We start from the raw sequence: 17,370 nt of genomic DNA, 5'->3' as shown, positions 1-17,370 counted from the left end.
GGCGCAGCCGACGCGACGAAGGAGCGCCCTTGACGCCCAACCCGCAACCGCGAAACTGAAACCTAGGGGCGGCCCCCACCCGTCATCGAACGCACCGGGTGCCCCCGACTACCCCTCGGCACTGACCCGACGCCGACCATCCGCCACCCGCCCCACCCGAACCCCAGTCCCGTCCGCCCCGGCAGAGGTTCACGCGTCCCTGTACTGGTCCCGTACCTCAGGGCGCTGCCGGAAGCCGGCTGACTTGTACGTGGCGACGGCCCCGGCATTCGAGCTCGGGGTGCAGACGATCGCGCTCGACGATCCCAGCTCCCTGAGCGCGGACGCCGCGGCGACGCAGATCGCCTCGCCGTAGCCCTGACGGCGATGTTCCCGATGTACACCCATCGGTTCGAGCAACCCGGGCCTGCCCGGGCCGGCCGACCACACCGTCACCGCCGCCACCGCGTTGTCCCGGTCGTCGTACGCGACCAGACACCGGGCGTCGGCGTACGGCGGTCCGGCCACCATCGCGTGCCAGCGCTCCTCCGTGAACCTCGATCCGTCCCACGCTGCCCGATGCGCGGTGGTGAACACATGTGCCTGTTCCGGCCCGATCACCCCGATCCGCACGCCCGGTGCCTTCACCGGCTCGGTGAGGTCGCGGCACAGCGGCGTCCATGGCTCGTCGGCGTTCCAGCCGTCCTCGGACAGCAGATCCCGGACCAGTACACCCATCGGCGACTCGACGCTCACCTTTCCCCGGGGCAGTACGCCGCGCTCCGGCTCGGTCACGTCCTCCACCAGCCGCCGTGTCAACTCCTCGTCCTGCTGGGCCTCCGGCGCGATCGTCAGCCGCAACAGCCCGGGACCGTCCAGCAGTCCCACGGCGAGAATCCGTCCGTCCCGGCTCCACGTCCTGACCGCCGCGGCGGTCGCTTCCGTACCTGACCGCCAGAACCAGCCCAGGTCCCCCGGATGCAGTTGCATCGGGGCCCCGTCGTTCTGCCACTCCCGCAGCACGCCCACAGCCCTGCTCAGTCCGTCGGCTTCCAACGTGCTCAATGCGATCGCCATGCCTTCGATCACACACCACCGCACCGAGGCCCCGCACCTGGATTCCGGCCGGAGGGAGACGGACGGAGTCCAGGAGTGGAAGGAGCGCTGGGGCAAGGCGACCGCGGCAGCCCACACGGGTGACAGCAATCAGGACGCGTTGTAATAGCCTCCGAAATATTTCACGGGTGACCATGCCGGCATTACTTCCGGGAGTTCGGGAGCCAGGTCCCGATATTCGCTGTCGCCGAATACTACGCGGCCGTCTACGACGGTGAGTACGGAGGAGATGCCTCTGATCTCCTCATCTGGTACGGAAAAATAATCCGCGTTGAGCACGGCGAAGTCGGCCAGGTTGCCCGGTGCTATTCTGCCTTTTTCGTGTTCGCTGTTCTCGAACCAGGCGGCACCCAGGGTGAAGAGCCTCAATGCTTCTGCTCGGCTCAGGCGGTTGTCGCTGCCCAACACCTCCGAGCCTGACACGGATTTGCCGGTAACCGCCCAGCTTATGGTTGTCCAGGGATGATACGAGGATGCCCGGTATCCGTCAGTGGTCAGAGCTACCGGAATACCACTTTGCAGGAGATGACGGAAGGGCGGCGTCTGCAAGGCCTTTTCTCTGCTGTAGGTCTTTGCAAAGCCGTCGCCGTGCACGGCCATTTTGCCATCCAGGGCCACGGCTCCGCCGAGCTTCCTGACCCGCGCTATGTTTTCCGGGCTGATGGTTTCGGCATGCTCAATGGACCAGCGCAAGCCATCGAGCGGCGTCTGCTGATCTACTTCCTCCAAGGCATCCAGGAAGGGAGTAATGTTCTCGTTGTAACTGAAGTGCACCCGGAAGGGAATCCTTCGCTTGACGAGCTTCGCGAAATCTTCCGTTACCTTCGAACGCATCAACTCCGGATCGATGATGATCGCCGGCTGATCAAAATCTTCGTGATCGTGCAGCTCAGGCCCGAGAGCCTCCCCGTAGCCCAGGTATTCATGACCGTGCTGCCACCTCGGATGCAAGTTTTGACCGGGACTGATCGGGGCCTTTTTGGTTATGGTCTCGATCGCGTCGTCTACATTTATCTCGAAGCCGCTGCTCGTGATCGCGATCTGTATGTCAATAAAGGGAAGCCGAACCCTCAGGAGGTCTTCCTTGATCAATGCGCCAACAATATTGTGGCCCTCCGGATAAGGTTCTGAGCTCGCGCAGTCTATAACGGAGGTTACGCCGAAGCGATTCAGATCCCTGATTGCCCGGCCCAGTGAGTTCACTTGCTCTTCGAAGCCCGGTTCAGGAAGCATGGCCTCGATGGTGAGGAAGTTGAAGGTATTGCCGTATACGACTCCCGTATAGCGGCCGTCCTGGTCCTTCTCAAGGACCATCCCGGGCACGTCCGGAAAGGCAGAGGTGCCTACCCCCAACTGTTCCCTGGCCTGAGCGTTTATGAAGGCCTGGTTGTAGGCGTATTGCACGTGAAGAGGTCGGTTGGGCACAGCCCTTTCGAGCTCTTCCATGGTAGGAAGTCGGTCCTCTTCGAACTGGTGGGGCGACCAGCCGCCGGACACCCTTACCCACTGACCTTCCGGCGTCCTCTCGGCCTGCTCGTGGAGCATTTCCAGTGCCCGTGCCAGAGTGGGGACGCCATCCCATCTGGTTTCGTAATTGTAGAATTTGCTATTGAGCAGGTGCAGATGCGCGTCTTCCAGGCCTGGTATCAACCGCCGACCGCCGGCGTCAATCACCTTTGTGCCTTGGTCCTTTAGGGCAAGGATCTCGGCATCGTTGCCAACAGCGTAAATCCTCCCCCGCTTCACAGCGAGCGCTTCCGCCTCCGGCTGGGCTAAATTCTGCGTGGCAATTTTTGCGTTATGAACGATGAGATCGGCACCCACAAATGTGTCCTGCATCTTCCCTGCCTCCTCTGGTCGTGCCGCGGGGATACGCCCCGTTCGGGCATGGCACTGCGAACCTGATAAAGGCGGACGCCAGGGTCGGTTTCGTTCCTCACCGGCGTCCCTTCCCCTTGAGCGGCGTAATATATGACATGTCAACTAACTTCAACCGTAGCAGGAATCTTTGACGTGTCAACTACCTCTACGGCGCCAGTCATGACCCGAGGTTCAGACGTTCGGACGGCCTTACGGGGCGGTGAGGTCGTCCAGTTCGGCCGCGTAGAGCAGCGCGGGGTCGAATTCCATCCCGGCGAACTGGCCCGCGAGTTCGAGGGACAGCGCGCCGTGCAGCCGGGTCCAGAACGTCAGGGCCCGGTGAAGGGTCTCGGGTGAGGCGGGGTGGTCGGCCGCCCACGGCCGGTGGTCTTCGAGATGGGTGGCGAACGGTGTCGTGGGGCGGTCCGAGGGCAGTGCCGTGTAGGCGTCGAGCAGGGTCGTCATGATCTCGGAGGCGATGGCCGTGATGTCGTCGGGTGCCTCGTAGCCAGGGACGGGTGTGCCGTAGATGAGGAAATACCGTTGGGGGTCGGCCAGCGCCCATGTGCGGAGGACGTGCGCCAGCCCGGCCACGTCGGCGCCGGACTCGTGGGCCGCGCGGAAGGTGTCGGCGAGGCTTCGGTACGCGTCCCTGATGAGTTCGGTGATCAGCTCGTCGCGGCCGGCGAAATACCGGTAGAGCGCGGGTCCGCTCATGCCCATCCGCTTGGCGATCGCGTTGAGGGAGAGCGCCGACGCGCCCGCCGTGGCGATCTGTTCCCACGCGCGTTCCTTGATTTCCGCGCGTACTTGGCCGCGATAGCGCTCGCGCGGGGTCCTTGTGCCTGCTTCTGCCATGGCCTGCCACCTTCCACACCTGCGCGACTACACGCTCAAGATTTAGTTAGAAGCTATCACGGAAGCTATTGACGTCCCCTTCTCCCGTGAGTTAGAACTTCTAACGAACGCCAAATTGTCTAGCGAAGTCACGCGAGAGGGAATGTCATGACAGCCACCTCCGAGTCACTCGTCGGCGCCCGACGGCGCACCTCCTTGCCGGTCACCATCTCCGCCTGGGCGGTTCCGATCATGGTTCTCGGCCAGTTCGCCCTGCTCGCGATCATCCCGGTCACGATCGCGCTGGTCGGCGCTCTTCGCGGCACCCCCGACCGGGCGGTTCGCCGGGCGGCCTCACTCGTCGCCGTCACGTTCGCCATCCCGCTCGTCGTATGGCTCACGCGGCCCGACGGCGCGGAAAGCCTGTCCAAGGACATTCACCCGGGGTTCGTGGGGCTGATCGTCGCCGCGTCCGCCGCGCTCATCCTCACCATCCACCGGGCCCGTCGGCACTGAGGGGCGTGGTGCCATGCTGCTGAGATGCCCCGGAGGGGACGGACCGGGGGAGTTCTCCCGTCGTCCCCTCCAGGGGGCAGACCGTCAGTGGACGATCAGTAGCCTCGCCAGACGTTGTCGAAAGCAGCCTGCTCGATGGACCGCCGCTGCCGTACGGCCTCCAGTTCCAGCAACGCCTCATTGACCGCGACGACTACGGTCTCGACCGCGTCCCCCGCGTCTCCCGCGTCCCCTGCGGTGACTGGGGCTTCTCCCGTCCCCTCCTTGTCGTCCCTGCCGTCCTGGCCGTCCCTGCCGTCCTTGCCGTCCTCGTCGTTCTTGTCGCGGATCCCGACGGCCGTCGCGAGGGCGGTGAGGACCGGCTCGTTCGATGCCCAGCGTTCACCCGCCAGACGACGTTCGGGCGAATCGACCAGCACCGTACGGCCCGTACGGAAAGGCAGCCCGCGGCGCCGCGGTCGCGTCAGCCGGCCCTCCGCCTCAAAAGCGGCCAGATACGCCGCGGCCAGGCCTTGGCCTCTCCGCCACAGCCAGTCGGCGACCAGCTCGTACGGCGCTTCCCTGGCGAGCGACTCCGCGGCCTGGTCCAGTGGACCATCAGCGATGTCCGGCCGGTGGCCGGGCACGATCCGGTCGCCCTCCAGCCGAATCGCCTCGGCCGACAGAAGGTCGATCAGCTCGGCCCCCGCGAGCGCGAGCGACAGCTCACCGGCCTCGGGCGGTGGACTGGGCGCCACGTCCAAGGCGGTGATCATCAGGTCCCGGGCTGTGGTCATAGCGGGTTCCACCTCACTCGATCACTCCACCTCGCTGGCATAGGCATAGACGGACAGGCCGCGTCCGATGTTCCCGGCCGGGCTCCGCCGGCCCCCGGTCAGCCTCCGCGGGCCCCCGGTCAGCCTCAGCGGGCAGCAATTCGCCGTCGGCCTGACGTTCGACGCGGCCGTCGTGCTCACGCCTCGACCGGCTGCCGCGTCCCCCTGATCTCGGCCCTGAGCGCCTTCAGCGCGGCGGCGTGGATCTCCGAGAAGCTGGGGAACGGCTGGATCGTGTCGCGCAGCACGCCGAGCGGGACGCGGGCGCGGATCGCGAGCGTGGCCTGCTGCATCCACTCCCCGGCCTCGGGACCGAGCCCGTAGGCGCCGGTCAGCACGTCACCATCGCTGAGAAGTGTCAGAAAGCCGTTCGATTCGGCGTAGGCGTGCATGTACGTAGCCGTCTTGGCGACCTCCGACAGCGGCGCGGTGGCGCTGAACCGGGCCTCGGCCGCGCCCACCGACGCCGCCTGCGGATCGGTGTACGTGACGCGCGGGACTGCCTCGTAATGGGCCTCACGGGGTTCGCCGAGGATGTTCGCGGCGACGATCTCGCCCTGGTACTCACCGACGTGCGTCAGCGGCCAGATACCGGTCACATCGCCGATCGCCCACAACCGCTCGCCCGCCCTCATGCGCGCGTCGACCGGGATCCCCCGGCCGGCCCCGGTGATGCCGACGGTCTCCAGCCCGATCCCCTCGACGCGCGGGCGGCGTCCGGTCGCGATGAGCAGACGATCGCCGCGCACCTCGCGTCCGTCCTCCAGCTCCAGAACGTAGTCCTCCCCGTCGCGGCGCGCCTTGGTCGCGTGCATGCCCAGTACGAGCTCGATTCCGTCGCGGCGCAGGGCCTTGCCGAGCGCCTCGCCCAGCGGCGCCGGCTCGCGGGCGAGCAGATGCGCGGAGGCCTCGACGAGAACGACCTCGCCGCCGAAGCGACGTACCACCTGCGCCAGTTCGACCCCGGCCGGCCCGCCGCCGAGCACGAGCAGCCGCGCGGGCACCGCCTTCATGCCCGTCGCCTCGCGTGTGCCCCACACGCCGTCGAGGTCCCGCAGGCCGGGAAGCGGCGGTACGACGGGATCGGCGCCGTTCGCCAGCACGATGTGCTCGGCGGTGTACCGCACGCCGTCGACCTCCACCGCCCCGGTGCCCGCCAGGCGACCGCGGCCGCGCAGCAGAGCGATCCCCTTGTCCGCCAGCCACCGCGCGGCTCCGGCGTCGGAGTAGTCCGAGACCATGTAGTCACGCCAGGCCAGGGCCGCCTTTACGGCTACTTCGGCGCTCCCCGCCGCGTCACGCGCGCCCTGCACCGCCTCGCCGGGGCGCAGTAGCGTCTTCGACGGAATGCACGCCCAGTACGTGCACTCGCCGCCGGCCAGGTCGCGCTCCACGACGGCGACACGCAGGCCGCCCTCGGCGAGCGCACCGGCGGCGTGCTCGCCAGGGGCGCCACCGCCGAGGACGATCACGTCATAGTCCTGGGTCGTGCCGGTGCCGCTCATCGCGTTCTCCGTTCGAACTCGCGTGCTGCTCCAACGGTCGCTTCTAACCGTCGCTCTTTTCCCGACGCGTCGCACCTTGATCCGATTGATCCGTCCGTGACGCGTCCGATCCGGCCGCGACGCCTCGGATCCGTCCGTGACGCGTCTGATCCGACCGCGACGCCTCGCCCGGACGACTTGTTGACCGGACGGGGCGAAGATTAGGTTTGCCTTACTTAGGTCGGAAGGGTCCGGCCTGCTGTCAGGGAGGCCTCCCCACCGTGTCCAGAACCTTCGCTCGCCGCCGTATCACCATGGCCGCCACCACCGCGCTCGCCGTCACGCTTGCCGGGTGCGGTGGCGGCGACAAGGCCGGCGACAAGGGGGGCGAGGCCGCCGACGGCGGTGCTGGTACGCACATCGTCAAGACGGTCATGGGCGATGTGAAGGTCAGTGACGCGCCGAAGCGGGTCGTCGTGCTGGACACGGACGCGCTCGACTCGGCCGTCACCCTCGGCGTCACGCCGGTCGGCGCCACCACGGTCGTCGACAAGGCCCCCTTCTCCACGTACCTCCCCGAGGACAAGCTCACGGGCATCCGGCCCGTCGGCCTGATCGCCGGGGCGGACCTCGAAGCCATCGCCGCGCTCAAGCCGGACCTGATCCTGAGCAGCAAGGTCCGCGACGAGAAGAACTACCCGTCCCTCTCGCAGATCGCCCCGACCGTCTTCTCCGACACCACCGGGCCGACCTGGCGCGAGAACTTCGAGCTGCACGCGGACGCCCTCGGCAGGACGAACGAGGCGAAGAAGGTCGTCTCCGACTACAACGCGCACGTCAAGCGGCTGACCGACGCGCTGGGCGGGGCCGCGAAGGCGAAGCAGACCAAGGTCGGCTTCGTACGCTTCGTGGAGGGCGCGGACACCCGGCTCTACCTGAACGACACCTTCGTCGGCTCCATCTTCAAGGACCTCCAGCTCGGCCGGCCCGCCAACCAGGACACCACCGGCTTCGCGGTCGACGTCAGCCCCGAGCAGATCGACAAGGCCAACGCCGACGTCATCTTCTACTCCACCTACGGCGACGCGAAGAAGGCCAAGGAGACCGACACCATCGGCGGCCCGCTGTGGAAGAACCTGGACGCGGTGAAGAAGGACATGGCCTTCAAGGTCGACGACAACCTGTGGATGCTCGGCATCGGTTACACCGGCGCGGGCCAGGTGCTGGACGCGATGGAGAAGAGCTACGTCGCCGCACGTTAGGCCGTGCCGCTGGACTACGTGCCCGACGCCGTCCCGGTGGCCGCCACGCCGGTAGCCGCCACCCCGGTCCCCGGCGTCCCGAACGTCGTCCAAGCGGCGCGCTCCGGCACCCGCAGTACCTCCCGCCCCGCGACCGCGTTGAGGATCGTCGCCGCCCGCCACGCGCCGAGCGTGAGATCCGGAGCCCCTATGCCGTGCGTGTGCAGCTCCGCGTTCTGCACGTACAGCGCGCCGGACACGCTCGCGTCCAACGCGACCCGGTAGTCGCCGTCGATCCGGTAGCGCCCCTGCTCGTCCCAGTCCACCAGCTTCGCCATGCTGTCCAGGAAGGCCGGGCGCGCCGCCGCGTATCCGGTGGCCGCCACGATCGCCGACGTACGCACCTCGAACAGCGCGTCCTGTTCCGTATGCCGGCAGGTCAGCACATAGCCGCCCCTGTCCCCGTCGCCGTCCCCGCCTTCGCCCCCGTCGCCGCCGTCGCCGCCCCGCTCGGGCTCCGCCGCGACGAGCGTGACGCCCGGGTGCAGAGCCGCGCGCGGCTCCGTACCGCCGATGGTCCGCTCGTACAGCTCGTCGTGGATCTCGCCCAGCGTCTCCTCGCTGACGCCCTTGTACAGCTGCCACTGCTCGCGTACGAGCCGCTCGCGCCGCTCCTCGGGCAGGGCGCGGAAGTACCGGATGTAGTCGGGCGTGAAGTGCTCAAGGCCGATCTTGGAGTACTCCATCGGCGCGAAGGCGGGGGTACGGGCCAGCCAACGGACATACGGGCCGCCCGCACCGGAACCGTCCTGATGGCGCAGGAGATCGAGGGCGACCTCGGCGCCGGACTGGCCCGCCCCGAGGACCGTGACATCGGCGAGAGCGGCCAGCCGCGCCCGGTGGGTGCGGTAGTCGGAGCTGTGCAGCACGCGCCCCGCGTGCGCGGGGGTGAGCAGCGGGCGCAACGGCTCGGGGACGACCGGGTTCGTACCGACGCCCAGCACGATCTGCCGGGCCCGTACGCGCGAGACCGCGCCGTCGGCCGCGCGGTGGGTGACGACGAACACCTCGTCGCGTTCCTCCCACTCGACCTCCGTGACGCGTGCGTCGAAGCGGCAGGACGGCAGGCTTTCGGCGACCCAGCGGCAGTAGTGGTCGTACTCGCGACGCGGTATGTGGAAGCGCTCGGAGAAGAAGAAGGGGAACATCCGGTCGTGTTGCCGCAGATAGTTGAGGTATGACCAGGGGCTGGTGGGGTCGGCCATGGTCACCAGGTCGGCGAGGAAGGGGACTTGGAGAACCGTTCCCTCCATCAGCAGCCCGGGATGCCAGGAGAAGGCGGGCTTGGCGTCGAGGAAGAGCGTACGGAGCCCAGGAGCGCTGTCGGAGAGAGCGGCCAACGAGAGATTGAACGGCCCGATGCCGACGCCGACCAGGTCATAGGTCTCGTGGCTCTCGTGGCTCTCGTGGCTCTCGTGGCTCTCGTGGGTCTTGTCGGTCTCGTGGGTCTTGTTCTCGGGGCCTTGCTGGTGCCGGTGCTGGTGCTGGTGCCGGTGCTCGTGCTCACCCGCGTGTATGTCTTCGGTCGTCACCGCTTGGCCTCCGCGAGGGGATGGGGAAGGTCGATGTGGACGGACTGAGTGTCGTTGCCGCGACGGGAGTTGGTGAGCCGCGTACCGAGGGACAGTCTCAGCGTGACGTCGACGCCCGGCGGGTCCGGGGTCCGTACGGAGGGTCCGGCCGTCTTCCGTAAGGTCACCCTGCCTCTCCCTTCTCCTCCGCACGCCCCGCCGCCACGACGGCGCCGAGCAGCCGCTCCACCTCGGCGGCGGTGGTGTGCGGGTTGAGCAGCGTGAGCTTGAGCCGTACGCGCCCCGGCCCCTCACCGGGGAGTTCCGTACGGCCGACGACGGCGCTGCCCTCGCGCAGGAGCCTGCGGCGCAGGGCGGCGTTGACCGCGTCGCAGCGCGCCTCGTACCCCGCCGAAGCGTTGGTCGTGTCCGCCGATTCCACCGTGTCCGTCGGGGCGTTCGCCGGATCCGTCGGACGCTCCGGCAGATAGCGGAACAGGAAGGCCGTCAGCACCGGTTCGGAGTGCAGCTCCAGCCGTGGCTGGTACGCGACCGCCCGTGCTCCCGATACGGCCAGCTCACGGCAGGCGTCCACGAGCCGGCCCAGCCCCTCCCTGCCCAGCGTCCGCAGGGTGACCGCGATCTTGAAGGCGTCGGCCCGGCGTGTCGTACGCAGCGAGAGTCCGAGCAGGCTCGGGTAACCGGCCTCCTCGTCGTCGGCCGGATTGAGATAGACGGCCCGGCGCGCGAGCGACGCGTACGTCTCCGACCGCCGCACCAGGAAGACGCCCGCGGCGGCCGGCTGCCAGCCCAGCTTGTGCCAGTCGAGCGAGACGGAGTCGGCGAGTCCGAGACCGTCCAGGAGCGGTGCGAGCCGGTCGGAGAGCAGGGCGCCGCCGCCGTACGCGGCGTCCACATGCAGCCAGGCGCCGTGCTCGGCCGCGAGCGCCGCGCACGCGCGCAGCGGGTCGATGGAGCCGGTGTCGGTCGTACCGGCGGTGGCGACGATCGCGACCGGCAGTTCCCCGCGCTCGGCGCAGCTGTCCAGCACGGCCGCCAACGCTTCCGTATCCATACGGAGTTGACGGTCGACCGGGACAGACAGCACCGCGTCCTCCCCGAGGCCGAGCAGGGCGGCGGCGCGCTGTACGGAGAAGTGCGCCGCGGCGGAGGCGAGGATACGGGGACGGGGTGCCGGGCCCGTTCCGGCGCCGGCGCCGGTGCCGGGCACCCCCGTCAGCTCGATCTGCCAGCCGGACGCCGCGCCGAGGACCCGGTCCCTGGCCAGCATCAGGCCCATCAGATTGGACTCCGTGCCACCCGAGGTGAGCACTCCGGCGGCCCGCTCGGGGTCGTACCCGACCAGGGCGGCCAACTCCTGGAGCAGCAGGGACTCCAGAGCGGTGGCGGCGGGTGCCTGGTCCCAGGAGTCCTGGGACGGGTTGAGGGCCGAGACCGCGAGGTCGGCGGCGACGGCGATGGCGAGGGGCGGGCAGTGCAGGTGGGCGGCGCAGGAGGCGTCCGCCGGGTCGGCGCTGCCGTGCGCGAGGAGTTCGGTGAGCCGGTCGAGCGCCTCGGCTCCGGTGACGGCGGCCGGACCGCCGAACACCTCGCCGACCGCGGCCGCGACATCTCCGGGCCGACCGGGCGCGATGGGGCCGCCGCGCCGCCGGGCGCCTCGGGCGAGGGCGTCCATCACCGTGTCCACGAGCGGCGCCAGGGCATCGGCGCCGCCGGTCCCGCCGGACAGGGCGGTGACGCGGGCGCCGTCGTCCGGTCGCGCTACGGGAGCCGATTCCGATGACGAGCCCGGTGGCGACTGCGTGATCCGCTCCGAGGCCGGCGCGAGATCCGGCGCCGTTCCCGACACGGGACCCGCCGCGACATCCGGCGCCGAGGCTGCGGCAGAGGTAGGGGCTGGGGCCGAGGCAACAGTCCCCGTATCCGGCCTCATGAGCGCCGTCCCGGCTGCTGCCCCGACACGTCGGCGATCGCGTCCGTCAGCCGCTCCAGAACCGCTTCCGTCTGCTCGTCCGTGATGACGAGCGGCGGGAGAAGCCGGACGGTCGAGCCGAAACGCCCGCCCAGTTCGACGATCAGCCCCCGGTCGAGGCAGGCCGACCGCACCCGCTCCGCCACCGCCGGGGCGACCGGATGAGCGCCGCACGAGTCCAACTCCCCCTCCGGGTCGACGATCTCGACCCCGATCATCAGCCCGCGTCCTCGGACGTCACCGATCACCGGCAGTTCGGAACGCAGCCCCTCCAGCCGCGCGGTCATCCTGGCGCCGACGACCGCCGCGCGCTCGGTCAGCCCTTCGTCGGCCACGTACCGCAGTGTCGCCGCGCCCGCGGTCATGGCCAAGGTGTTGCCCCGGAACGTCCCGGTATGGGCGCCGGGCAGCCAGCCGTCGTAGTCCTGGTCGTACACGATCACGGCCAGCGGCAGACTCCCCCCGATCGCCTTCGACATGACCATCGCGTCCGGAACGATCCCGCTGTGCTCGACCGCCCAGAACGCGCCCGTGCGTCCGACGCCCGTCTGCACCTCGTCCACGATCAGCGGGATGCCCCGCTCGCCGGTGATCCGCCGCATCTCGCGCAGCCAGCCGTCCGGCGCGGGCACCGCGCCGCCTTCGCCCTGCACCGCTTCGACGATCATCGCCGCGGGCGGTACGACACCGCCCGAGGGATCGTCCAGCAGCCGTTCCGTATATGTGGCGGCCAGTTCGGCGCCACGCTCGCCGCCGACCCCGAACGGGCAGCGGTACGGGTACGGATAAGGCAGCCGCGTCACCTCGGCCGCGCCGCCCGCGACCCGCTCCCTGACCGCGACGCCGCCGGTCGCCGACAGCGCGCCCGCGGTCATGCCGTGGTACGCGCCGGTGAACGCGAGCACCCCGCGCCGGCCGGTCGCGGTCTGCATCAGCTTCAGCGCCGCCTCGACGGCGTCCGTACCCGCGGGCCCGCAGAAGTGGATCCTGGCCCGGTCCGCGAAGGGCTTCGGCAGGGTGGCGAAGAGCGCGTCGGTGAAATCGTCCTTCTCCGGGGTCGCCAGGTCGAGGACGTGCAGCGGCGCCCCGCTCTCCACCGTGCGCCGGATGGCCTCCAGCACCACGGGGTGGTTGTGGCCGAGTGCGAGTGTCCCCGCACCGGAGAGGCAGTCGAGATAACGGCGGCCGTCCGTCCCCTCGATCGTCATGCCCTTGGCGCGGGCCGGGACGATCGGGAACGAACGGGCGTAGGTGCGTGCCGACGACTCCCTGGCGCGCTGACGCCGCAGTATGCCGTCCGCGGTGGCGGCGGAGGCGGGCCGCCCGCTCGTGGCGGGCCGCCCGCTCGTGGGCAGGGTGATGGGGGGCACGGTCATGACATGGCTCCGGCGGAGTAGGAGAAGGAACGGCACACGGAGAGACGGCGGGCTCAGCGCGGAGGGCGCTCGGCGACGGGGTGGCCGAGGAACGAGTGCACGGCGAACTCCCGTCCCTAGGAGCCCTCGTAAGGGAAAACGATCAGGCCGCCCTCGCGTATCCGGTCGATCAGGACATCGCGCGGAAGTGTGTCCTCGGGGGTGCGCGGTTCACCGACAACGGTGACGCGGGTGTTCTCGGCCATGGGGCGCGGACACCCCTCGCCCCTCTTCTCGACGGCGGCGTGGGCGGATCGCGGCGCGGCGGAGGGCGGTAACGTGACGGACACGGCTGGCTCTACCTCGGGGTGGGGGTGAGGGGCAGGGCGGAACGGACGGGGTGCATGCCACACAGCTTGCGGCGTACGGGAACGCGGCGGCCGCGGAATGCCGGATACGCCGTCAGGTGGTCCGCCGTGGGACGGGATACGGCGAGCATGGTCCCCCCGGATCGGACTGAACGGTCGAGCACTACGACAGAGCGGACCAAAGACTTAGGTGAGCCTAACCTAATGGATTTCTGTGCGCGTGCAAGGGTGCCTTGGCACCCCGGGGCGAGCCGTGGACACGGCCCTCATGGCCTGCGGGATCCACCGGACCTGGGAGACCCGCCTACGTGTGATCACCGGAGGCCGATACCGATACCGATACCGCCACCGAAACCGCCGCCGCCACGGCCGTCTTCGCCGCCTTCTCCACCAGCGAGATCCCGGCCTCCTTGCTGACGTTGCCGCTCGACAGCACGGCCACCAGATAACCGTGCCCGTCCGCCACGACCCGACCGATGCTGTTGATGTCCCACAGTTTCGTCGCAGTCCGTTGCAGCCATCCGTTCTTCAGCCCCGTCACCGCGCCCGCGGCCGACACTCCCCAGTCCTGGTCCGCCGATATCCCGTTCATCAGGCCCTGGACGTACGTCCGCGAGCGCGAGCTCAGCGGGGAATCGGAGTCGTCGCCGAACACGGCTGAGAGAAGCGCGAGTTGGTCCGTCGCCGTCGACTGCGTAAGGCCCCACAGAGGCCCGCTGCCGCCGGTCGTCGCCGTCAGACCGAGCCGCTTGTTCGCCGCGTCCAGACCGTCCGCCCCGCCGATCGTCTGCCACAGGGCGTCCGCCGATTCGTTGTCGCTCACCTGGATCATCGAGGTCGCGTACTTCTTCTCCTGCGCGGTGAGCACCCGGCCCTGGTCCTGCGCCTTCAGCAGCAGGGCCGCCAGGATGTCGACCTTCACGATGCTGGCCGTGTCGTATGTCTTCCCGGCCTGCACGCCGTAGTCCGCGCTGTCCCCGCCCTCGACATCGAGCACGGCCACGGAGAGGGAGGCCGTCGTGGCGTTCAGGATCGGGGCGAGCCGCTCGGAGAGCGCGTGATCCGGATCGGCGGAGGGCGAAGGCGAGGGCGTGGGGGAGGGGGAAGGCGAAGGCGAAGTGGAGGCCGGGGTGGCGGGTGTCGCGGACCACCCCGGATCACCGGACCGCGCTTTGGCGTCCGAGTCGCCGCCGGACAGCGGCGGGAGGTCCATGGCCACCCAGACGGCCAGGAGTACGACGGCGGCCACGGCCGCGAGTATCGGGAACGCGGCCCGGCTCCGTAGGGAACCGCGGGCTCTGAAGCCGCGGGTCTTGCGGGCGGAACGATGGCGGGACATCCCGCGAGGCTAGAAAGCTTAGATGTGTCCAGAATGTGTCTTGCGTTAACCTTCCATAACGATCCGGCGCGGTCACGACGTCAGCGCGCGGCTCCAGATGTCCGTAACCGTGCCGGAACCGACCCCAGGTACGGGTACGGCGGTGAACGGCACGGTCGCGGCCACCCCGTCCGACGAGAGATCCGACGAGAGGCCCGATGACACGCCCGATGACACGCCCGATGACACGTCCGATGACACGTCCGATGGCACATCCGGCGTGATGTGCGACGAGACGACCGGCCGCGCGACCGCGCCCAGCCTCGTCCAGCCCCAGGCCCTGAGCGCCCCCACGGCGGCCTCGTTCAGCGGATCGACCCGCGCGGCCACCAGCGCCGCGTCCGTCCGGATCAGCAGCTGCTCGACCAGTTGTGTGGCCACCCCGTTCCGCCGGTGCGCAGGCAGGACCATCAGCCCGGCGAGGGCGAAGACCTGCCCCGAGACGGTCAGCTCCTCGATGTCGCAGTCCCACGGCAGCTCGCCGCTCAGCGCGCGCCACCACTCCCCGGCCCGGTCCAGGACGAACCCGTACGCGTACGCCGCCGGCTTGTTTCCGCCACTCGCCACCACCATGTCGAAGCCGGGCCGCTGCACATCCTCGGCGAAGGTGGCCAGGAACTCCTGGCGGTCGCGGGACTCCTCGCCATGGGCGTGGGGGTACGCCTCGACATAGACATCGGCGAGGGCTTCCCGCTGCTGTTCGGCCTGCCACCGGCTCAGGCGGCGAATGAACACCCCTGTCATCTGTTGCTTCCCCCTGTACTTCCCCCGGCCGGCACATCGGTGTTCATCGTCCCAGGGGGAGGACCACCACGGGAATACCGAGTCCGAGGTTCTGTCCATGGGCTCTGTCCATGGGTTCTGTCCATGGCTCTGCGCACGGTTCTGTCCACGGCTCTGTCCACCTTCCGCAGTACGCTGGAAAAGCCGCGAATCCCGCTCACGCAGGGAGGAGGCGAGGGCACGATGAGCAACTGGATCAGCGTTGTGGTGATCCTGGGCCTGATCGTCGTGGGCGTCATGGTGATCCACCTGGTGAACGGGCAGCACAGGAATCGCATCGCCACCTACAGCTTCGGCCGCTCCTTGTGGCAGCCCCAGGACCGCGCCACCCGAACCGACGCCACGGAACCCCCTTCCCCCGGCGCACACCGCGCCGCGACGGACGAGCAGGCGGAGGCGGGCGTGGCGGAGACGGGCGTGGGCGCGGCGGCGGGCACGAGCCACGGCCTTCACCGGCTGAGCGGGCTTTTTCCGAGGCGCGCTCGCCGACGTAGAAGAGCAGCCGGATGAACCACGCGAAGACATGCGTCGCGAAGACATGCGTCGCGAAGACCGCGAAGAAGTGCGTCGCGATGATGTAGAGGAGGGAGACGAAGGCGCGCGGAGAGCCACCCCCGCACATGTCACCCCCACCATCCGAACGATCCGAACGATCCGAACCGTCTGAACTATCCGACTCATCGGAGGGCGGGTTCCCAGCGCGGCCCCGTGTCCTTGTCACCGCTCCATACGTACTGCTCTTGGGGGGTCCGGGTGATGCCGAAGTCGTACAGATCCGGTGCCCCGGCGCTCTCCCACCTCTGCCACGCCCGGTCGATCTCATCAGCCAGGCGACGGGGCCCGCCCTGGTACACCACGGCGTGCTCGTCAGGCATCGCGACCAGCGTCGCCCAGGAGGAACTGCCGTCATGCAGCCAGGCGGTCATGCCCTCGTCGGCTTCCGTGGTGATACGTACGTCCGGCAGCATGACGCGCAGGGCGAAGAGGAGGCCGGAGTCGGTACGCAGGGGCAGTGGGCTCCGCGGGAAAGGTCCTTCGACCCCGGGCGGACCCTCACCGCGGACCTCATGCCAGCTCCGGCCCTGGTCGGTGCCACGGCTCGGCATGAACGTGGCGAGCCCCTGAACCCAGCCGGAGGCCGAGCGGCCATCGGCGGCCACGGTGAGCGCCACATGACCCAGCCTGCCCCAGGGAGTGACGATACGGCCGCCCGGCCTGGTCTGTTCCACCCATGACCACGGCACCTCATCGACCGCATACGTCGCCATGAGCCGGTCGTACGGAGCACCCTCCGGGTCCCCGTGAGTGCCGTCACCGACCTTCACGACCACCCCCGCGCCCACCGCGTCGAGACGCTCGCGCGCCACGGCCGCCAGCCCGTCGTCGACCTCCACACTGGTCACGAGACCGGGTCCCGCCCGCGCGGCGAGCAGCGCCGCGTTCCAGCCCGTCCCCGTACCCAGCTCCAGCACGCGATGCCCGGGGTTCACCATCAGTGAGTCGAGCATGTCCACCACGATCGCCTGACAGGAGAGGCTGGAGGACGGCAGACCGTCGGTGATCTGCGTAATGGTGGCCCCGTCGGGTCCCGGGTAGACGAGCTCCGCCCAGCGCCCGGGTGCGGTGGCGCGCTCCGCCGGGACGTAGTCGGAGCCGTCCCAGGACCACAGCCGGTCCGGAGCGAACCGATGCCTCGGCAGCTCCCGGACCGCCTCGCGGATCCATGGAGAGTCCGCGGGCCAATCGCACCGGGCGTCCATGGCATGCGCGAGTCGGTGGCGGAGTTCGGCGAACTCTTCGCGCTCTTCCACTGGTTACTTTCTGCGCGTGCCGCTGGGTGGAGGCTGATCGGGCACTTTCCCGTCCGACCCGTCCGACCCGTCCGACCCGTCCGAGTTGCCAGGCGGCGGCCTGCCCTGGCCCGGGTCGGGATCGGGTTTGCGATGTTCTCCCACAACTACCGCCTCTCTCGGCGAATCGGAACCGGACGGCGTCCTCTTCTTCCCTTCGGCTTCTTCCCTTCAGCAGGACGCTCACGACTCTGAACTGTCCACTCAGAGCCACAGATAATCAC

The 17,370-nt window shown here is 69.1% G+C and carries 17 protein-coding genes; 3 read left to right on the top strand and 14 right to left on the bottom strand.

The window, feature by feature from the left end; all coding sequences use genetic code 11:
- Positions 1 to 189: 189 nt before the first annotated feature.
- Positions 190 to 1,056 (bottom strand): GNAT family N-acetyltransferase, encoded by an 867-nt coding sequence (locus tag ABTZ59_RS11485; RefSeq protein ID WP_351394362.1) that lies wholly within the window; start codon positions 1,054 to 1,056, stop codon positions 190 to 192.
- Between ABTZ59_RS11485 and ABTZ59_RS11480 the strand changes: the two genes are divergently transcribed.
- Positions 1,055 to 1,201: a hypothetical protein gene (locus tag ABTZ59_RS11480; RefSeq protein WP_351394359.1), complete on the top strand. Its 147-nt coding sequence runs from the start codon at positions 1,055 to 1,057 to the stop codon at positions 1,199 to 1,201. The genes ABTZ59_RS11485 and ABTZ59_RS11480 overlap by 2 nt on opposite strands.
- Here ABTZ59_RS11480 and ABTZ59_RS11475 read toward each other — a convergent pair.
- Both ABTZ59_RS11475 and ABTZ59_RS11470 read right to left on the bottom strand, forming a co-directional pair.
- Entirely contained in the window at positions 1,186 to 2,934 is a 1,749-nt protein-coding gene (locus tag ABTZ59_RS11475) for an amidohydrolase (protein WP_351394356.1), read from the bottom strand. The genes ABTZ59_RS11480 and ABTZ59_RS11475 overlap by 16 nt on opposite strands.
- A 231-nt stretch (positions 2,935 to 3,165) precedes the next feature.
- Positions 3,166 to 3,813, bottom strand: coding sequence for a TetR/AcrR family transcriptional regulator (locus ABTZ59_RS11470; RefSeq protein WP_351394353.1), 648 nt, complete (start codon positions 3,811 to 3,813; stop codon positions 3,166 to 3,168).
- Between the two features lie 147 nt (positions 3,814 to 3,960).
- Here ABTZ59_RS11470 and ABTZ59_RS11465 point away from each other — a divergent pair, with 147 nt between their 5' ends.
- Positions 3,961 to 4,308, top strand: coding sequence for a hypothetical protein (locus ABTZ59_RS11465; protein ID WP_351394351.1), 348 nt, complete (start codon positions 3,961 to 3,963; stop codon positions 4,306 to 4,308).
- 95 nt (positions 4,309 to 4,403) lie between these two features.
- On the opposite strand, the gene ABTZ59_RS11460 is transcribed toward ABTZ59_RS11465, so the two are convergent.
- Positions 4,404 to 5,084, bottom strand: a complete 681-nt coding sequence (locus tag ABTZ59_RS11460; protein WP_351394348.1) for a GPP34 family phosphoprotein — start codon at positions 5,082 to 5,084, stop codon at positions 4,404 to 4,406.
- A 176-nt stretch (positions 5,085 to 5,260) separates the two neighbouring features.
- Entirely contained in the window at positions 5,261 to 6,628 is a 1,368-nt protein-coding gene (locus ABTZ59_RS11455; RefSeq protein WP_351394345.1) for a dihydrolipoyl dehydrogenase family protein, read from the bottom strand.
- A gap of 260 nt (positions 6,629 to 6,888) precedes the next feature.
- Between ABTZ59_RS11455 and ABTZ59_RS11450 the strand changes: the two genes are divergently transcribed.
- The gene (locus ABTZ59_RS11450) at positions 6,889 to 7,869 is read left to right on the top strand and encodes an ABC transporter substrate-binding protein (RefSeq protein WP_503002600.1); all 981 of its coding nucleotides are present in this window, start codon (positions 6,889 to 6,891) and stop codon (positions 7,867 to 7,869) included.
- 14 nt (positions 7,870 to 7,883) lie between these two features.
- Here ABTZ59_RS11450 and ABTZ59_RS11445 read toward each other — a convergent pair whose 3' ends face one another.
- The 9 genes from ABTZ59_RS11445 to ABTZ59_RS11405 form a co-directional block, all read right to left on the bottom strand.
- On the bottom strand, positions 7,884 to 9,440 hold the full coding sequence (locus ABTZ59_RS11445) for a lysine N(6)-hydroxylase/L-ornithine N(5)-oxygenase family protein (RefSeq protein WP_351394342.1): 1,557 nt from the start codon (positions 9,438 to 9,440) through the stop codon (positions 7,884 to 7,886).
- Positions 9,437 to 9,607: a hypothetical protein gene (locus ABTZ59_RS11440; protein ID WP_351394339.1), complete on the bottom strand. Its 171-nt coding sequence runs from the start codon at positions 9,605 to 9,607 to the stop codon at positions 9,437 to 9,439. The genes ABTZ59_RS11445 and ABTZ59_RS11440 overlap by 4 nt, the downstream gene beginning before the upstream one ends.
- Positions 9,604 to 11,289 (bottom strand): pyridoxal phosphate-dependent decarboxylase family protein, encoded by a 1,686-nt coding sequence (locus ABTZ59_RS11435; RefSeq protein WP_351394336.1) that lies wholly within the window; start codon positions 11,287 to 11,289, stop codon positions 9,604 to 9,606. The genes ABTZ59_RS11440 and ABTZ59_RS11435 overlap by 4 nt, the downstream gene beginning before the upstream one ends.
- An 80-nt stretch (positions 11,290 to 11,369) precedes the next feature.
- A complete protein-coding gene (locus ABTZ59_RS11430; RefSeq protein ID WP_351394332.1) occupies positions 11,370 to 12,788 on the bottom strand; it encodes a diaminobutyrate--2-oxoglutarate transaminase in 1,419 nt (472 codons plus the stop codon).
- A gap of 116 nt (positions 12,789 to 12,904) precedes the next feature.
- The gene (locus ABTZ59_RS11425) at positions 12,905 to 13,033 is read right to left on the bottom strand and encodes a hypothetical protein (RefSeq protein ID WP_351394329.1); all 129 of its coding nucleotides are present in this window, start codon (positions 13,031 to 13,033) and stop codon (positions 12,905 to 12,907) included.
- A 406-nt stretch (positions 13,034 to 13,439) separates the two neighbouring features.
- Positions 13,440 to 14,474, bottom strand: a complete 1,035-nt coding sequence (locus tag ABTZ59_RS11420; protein WP_351394326.1) for a serine hydrolase — start codon at positions 14,472 to 14,474, stop codon at positions 13,440 to 13,442.
- A 72-nt stretch (positions 14,475 to 14,546) separates the two neighbouring features.
- A complete protein-coding gene (locus tag ABTZ59_RS11415; protein ID WP_351394324.1) occupies positions 14,547 to 15,257 on the bottom strand; it encodes a GNAT family N-acetyltransferase in 711 nt (236 codons plus the stop codon).
- A gap of 274 nt (positions 15,258 to 15,531) precedes the next feature.
- Entirely contained in the window at positions 15,532 to 15,918 is a 387-nt protein-coding gene (locus ABTZ59_RS11410; RefSeq protein ID WP_351394321.1) for a DUF6126 family protein, read from the bottom strand.
- A gap of 55 nt (positions 15,919 to 15,973) precedes the next feature.
- A complete protein-coding gene (locus ABTZ59_RS11405; RefSeq protein WP_351394317.1) occupies positions 15,974 to 17,107 on the bottom strand; it encodes a methyltransferase domain-containing protein in 1,134 nt (377 codons plus the stop codon).
- Positions 17,108 to 17,370: the final 263 nt, after the last annotated feature.

Source organism: Streptomyces sp. NPDC094034 (assembly GCF_040303865.1).
In the GTDB taxonomy this organism is placed as follows: domain Bacteria; phylum Actinomycetota; class Actinomycetes; order Streptomycetales; family Streptomycetaceae; genus Streptomyces.
This window is presented reverse-complemented; position numbering and strand designations above follow the sequence as displayed.

Coding starts and splice junctions, on each gene's coding strand:
- ABTZ59_RS11460 (WP_351394348.1), bottom strand. CDS start 5,084: ATGACCACAGCCCGGGACCTGATGATCACCGCCTTGGACGTGGCGCCC.
- ABTZ59_RS11465 (WP_351394351.1), top strand. CDS start 3,961: ATGACAGCCACCTCCGAGTCACTCGTCGGCGCCCGACGGCGCACCTCC.
- ABTZ59_RS11410 (WP_351394321.1), bottom strand. CDS start 15,918: ATGTGCGGGGGTGGCTCTCCGCGCGCCTTCGTCTCCCTCCTCTACATC.
- ABTZ59_RS11475 (WP_351394356.1), bottom strand. CDS start 2,934: ATGCAGGACACATTTGTGGGTGCCGATCTCATCGTTCATAACGCAAAA.
- ABTZ59_RS11430 (WP_351394332.1), bottom strand. CDS start 12,788: ATGACCGTGCCCCCCATCACCCTGCCCACGAGCGGGCGGCCCGCCACG.
- ABTZ59_RS11420 (WP_351394326.1), bottom strand. CDS start 14,474: ATGTCCCGCCATCGTTCCGCCCGCAAGACCCGCGGCTTCAGAGCCCGC.
- ABTZ59_RS11415 (WP_351394324.1), bottom strand. CDS start 15,257: ATGACAGGGGTGTTCATTCGCCGCCTGAGCCGGTGGCAGGCCGAACAG.
- ABTZ59_RS11425 (WP_351394329.1), bottom strand. CDS start 13,033: ATGGCCGAGAACACCCGCGTCACCGTTGTCGGTGAACCGCGCACCCCC.
- ABTZ59_RS11470 (WP_351394353.1), bottom strand. CDS start 3,813: ATGGCAGAAGCAGGCACAAGGACCCCGCGCGAGCGCTATCGCGGCCAA.
- ABTZ59_RS11480 (WP_351394359.1), top strand. CDS start 1,055: ATGCCTTCGATCACACACCACCGCACCGAGGCCCCGCACCTGGATTCC.
- ABTZ59_RS11455 (WP_351394345.1), bottom strand. CDS start 6,628: ATGAGCGGCACCGGCACGACCCAGGACTATGACGTGATCGTCCTCGGC.
- ABTZ59_RS11485 (WP_351394362.1), bottom strand. CDS start 1,056: ATGGCGATCGCATTGAGCACGTTGGAAGCCGACGGACTGAGCAGGGCT.